Source organism: Dietzia cercidiphylli (assembly GCF_014145145.1).
Classification (GTDB): Bacteria; Actinomycetota; Actinomycetes; order Mycobacteriales; family Mycobacteriaceae; genus Dietzia; species Dietzia natronolimnaea.
In genome coordinates this window covers 1-3,251 of the sequence record NZ_JAALEA010000291.1, presented here as the reverse complement: position 1 = coordinate 3,251, position 3,251 = coordinate 1, and the positions used below count along the sequence as shown (strand labels likewise).

Annotated in this window: 4 protein-coding genes and 1 pseudogene; 4 read left to right on the top strand and 1 reads right to left on the bottom strand. The window is 73.1% G+C overall.

Annotated features, from left to right (window positions below):
* A partial coding sequence (locus tag G6028_RS10910; protein WP_479682428.1) for an MTB12 C-terminal domain-containing protein occupies nt 1-297 on the top strand: 297 nt, incomplete at its 5' end.
* A gap of 22 nt (nt 298-319) precedes the next feature.
* On the opposite strand, the gene G6028_RS10905 is transcribed toward G6028_RS10910, so the two are convergent.
* Nucleotides 320-1,318 (bottom strand): hypothetical protein, encoded by a 999-nt coding sequence (locus G6028_RS10905; protein WP_182658846.1) that lies wholly within the window; start codon nt 1,316-1,318, stop codon nt 320-322.
* Between the two features lie 71 nt (nt 1,319-1,389).
* On the opposite strand from G6028_RS10905, the gene lspA reads away from it, so the two are divergent.
* The 3 genes and pseudogenes from lspA to G6028_RS10890 all read left to right on the top strand — a co-directional run.
* Complete coding sequence (gene lspA / locus G6028_RS10900) at nt 1,390-2,016, top strand: signal peptidase II (RefSeq protein WP_182658845.1); 627 nt, start codon at nt 1,390-1,392, stop codon at nt 2,014-2,016.
* A complete protein-coding gene (locus G6028_RS10895; protein ID WP_182658847.1) occupies nt 2,009-2,935 on the top strand; it encodes an RluA family pseudouridine synthase in 927 nt (308 codons plus the stop codon). Before lspA ends, G6028_RS10895 begins: the two co-directional genes overlap by 8 nt.
* Nucleotides 2,932-3,251: pseudogene (locus tag G6028_RS10890) on the top strand (hypothetical protein); the annotation flags it as partial. The gene G6028_RS10895 and the pseudogene G6028_RS10890, both read left to right, overlap by 4 nt.

The window sequence follows — 3,251 nt, the reverse complement described above, 5'->3', positions numbered from 1 at the left end:
CTGGAGGAGAAGGTCGACCTGGTCGAGGGCGGCGCCGAGGCGCCCGAGCTCTTCGACCAGATCGCCGCCCTCAAGGCCGAGCAGGGCGCCGACGTGACCATCACGGGTGCCGCCGAGGGCGACATCCCCGGCACGCTCATCGCCAACGCGGTGATCATGCAGCCCGGCCAGGAGGACATCAACGTCCAGGCGCAGTTCATCCAGCAGGGTGGCCAGTGGCAGCTGCAGCAGTCCTTCGCCTGCGCGCTCATCACCAACGCCGGGCTCGAGCCGCCGGCGACCTGCCAGGTCGCGTGATCTCCCCGGGTGTCGCCGGGTCCTAGCCCGCGCGGCGGAAGTCCAGCACCGAGTCCTCCTCGTAGGTCGTGCGTCGGCCCGAATCCGGGTCCACGTACACGGCCCGCGTCGAGGACTCGGTCGTTCCGTCCACGGGCACCGGCGCCCGGAGGTCCACCGTCAGCTCTCCCGACCCCGTGACCTCGTACGCCTCGACCTCCAGCGTGACGCCCGGGCCTCCGTCGGGCGCCGGGGCGTCCAGGGTCGCGGCGGTGTCGGGCGCCCCGACCTCCACGGTCACGGTCGCCACGTCGCCGTCGAGGGCGGTCAGCTCGTAGGTGACGGCCCGCTCCGGCGCCACCGCGTCGTCGACGGCCCGGGTGACGGTCCATCGGGCCCCCACACCGATCGCCTCCGTCGGCCACGCGACGGTCGCGTCGGACACGGCGTTGGCCGTGATCTCCACCCCCGCCCGCGCGGCATCCGTCGCGGTGGCGGGGGCCTCCAGCGAGAGTCCGCGGACGATGCCGTCCGCACTGCGGGTCCAGGTGACCGCGAAGCCGGGTGCGGTGGCGAACTGGGCCGAGCGGAGCTCGTCCACGGACGTGAAGTCCAGAGCCGTGACGGTGGCCCGTTGGGCGCCGTCGACATCCGGTTCCGACTCTCCCTCGACGGTCAACGTCTGCTCGGGGGTCTCGTCGATCCTCGGCTCCGAGCCCGGCACGGTCGTGCGAGACGTCGCGGACCTGGTGACGGCGACGGTCACGGGCTCACGCGAGGGGGCGTAGGCCAACACCCTCAGGTCCCCGGAGCCCTCGTCGAGGAGCTCGACCGTCGGGGCGGGGCCGGGGTCCACCTCCACCGCCGGCTCCAGGCCCTGGTCCTCCTGCGCGCTGACCGCCGCGTCCCCGGGGGAGTCCCCGCCGTCCGAGCACGCGGCCGTGGAGGCCACGAGCGCAGCGGCCAGCGCGGTGACGAGGAGTCGGCGACCGCCTCGCGTGGGTCGGGAAGGGCCGGAGGCACGGGGTGTTCGGGGGTTCACGACCCCCGATCCTAGAGGGTCCACCCACCGGGCCACCCGGCCCCGCCGGGGGATCAGGGATACTGGACCGCATGACGGAGACCAACGGGACGCGGTCCGACGCCACGGGGACGACGCCCGGCGGTGCCGGTGCCGGCTATTTCAGGGCGGGGCCGGTGGTCATGCTGATGATCGCCGCGGTGATCGTGACGGCGGACCAGGTGACCAAGGCCCTTGCGGTGTGGGGACTCGAGGGACAGGACCCGATCCGGATCGTCGGCGACACCGTACGACTGCTCCTCCTGCGCAACCCCGGGGCGGCCTTCTCGATGGGGACCGACTCGACCGTCGTCCTGAGCATCGTGGCGACACTGGTCGTGCTGGGATTGCTGTGGTTCTCGCGCCGGGTCCACTCGCGGTGGTGGGCGTGGGGACTCGGGTTGATCCTGGGTGGTGCCGCCGGGAATCTCGTCGACCGGTACATCCGCTCGCCCGGGGTGCTGCGCGGACACGTGGTGGACTTCGTCTCGGTCGGGTGGTGGCCGGTGTTCAACGTGGCCGACTCGAGTCTGGTCGTCGGCGTGATCGTGGTGGCCGTCGCCGTGTTCAGGGGCGTGGAGTTCGACGGCTCGCGTGGGTTGGTGGCGGAGGACTCCGCCGCGACGGAGCGTCGTGACGGCGGGGACGGCGGCGACACCGTGGGCGGAACGCATGGGTGAGCTGCGCACCTTCCCCGTCCCGGACGGTCTCGACGGGATGCGGGTGGATGCGGGCGTCTCCCGCCTGCTCGGGATCTCCCGGACCGCGGTCGCCGACCTCGCCGGCGAGGGCAAGGTGCTGATCGACGGCCGGGCCGTGGGCAAGTCCGACAAGCTCACCGGGATGTCGTGGATCGAGGTCGAGATGCCCGACCCGCGGGCCGAACCGGCGGTGGTCGCCGAGCCGGTGGAGGGGATGTCGGTCATCTACTCCGACGCCGACCTCGTCGTCGTCGACAAACCCGTCGGCGTGGCCGCCCACCCCTCCGTGGGCTGGACCGGCCCCACCGTGATCGGGGGGCTGGCGGCCGCCGGGTACCGCATCTCCACCTCGGGGCCGTCGGAGCGCAAGGGGATCGTCCACCGCCTCGACGTGGGCACCTCCGGCCTGATGGTGGTCGCGGCCTCCGAGCGCGCGTACACGCTCCTCAAGCGGGCGTTCCGCGACCGCACGGTCGACAAGACCTACCACGCGCTGGTCCAGGGACACCCCGATCCGCTGTCCGGGACCATCGACGCCCCCATCGGCCGCCACACCTCCAACGACTGGCGGTTCGCGGTCACCTCCGACGGCAAGCACTCGATCACCCACTACGACACGCTCGAGGCGCACCAGGCCGCGACGCTGGTCGAGGTGAAGCTGGAGACCGGGCGCACCCACCAGATCCGGGTGCACTTCTCCGCCCTGCACCACCCGTGCGCGGGGGACCTGACCTACGGCGCCGATCCGGTGCTGGCGAGGCGGCTCGGGTTGGAGCGGCAGTGGCTCCACGCGGTGGGGCTCGGGTTCGACCACCCGGGCACCGGTGAGCGCGTGGACTTCGCGAGCTCGTACCCCGATGACCTCCAGCACGCGCTGGACGCCCTCCGCGCGGCGTGAGCAGGCCCCGGGGCACCGGTCGGACGACCCCCCGATCGGCCGGCCTGCGGGTCCTCAGGATCGCGGGTGTCGGGGTGGTGATCGTCCTGGCGTTGGTCGCCGTCCTCACCGCGCTGCGCACCGAGCTCCCGCGCAGCCCCGGGGTGATGAGCGACGCGCTGGGCCCCGAGAACGGCGAGGTGGTCGACGACTACCTGGCGCGTGCCGCGAGCTCCCTGGGTGACGACGACGAGGACCCCGCCACCGGAGCAGACGACCACCGCTGGGCCCTGGTGTCCGCCGACCGGGCGTGGACCGTGCCCGAGGCGGCCGCCGT

Bases quoted from the DNA above. Each gene is read 5' to 3' on its own strand.
- G6028_RS10895 (WP_182658847.1), top strand. From the start codon at position 2,009: ATGGGTGAGCTGCGCACCTTCCCCGTCCCGGACGGTCTCGACGGGATG.
- lspA (WP_182658845.1), top strand. From the start codon at position 1,390: ATGACGGAGACCAACGGGACGCGGTCCGACGCCACGGGGACGACGCCC.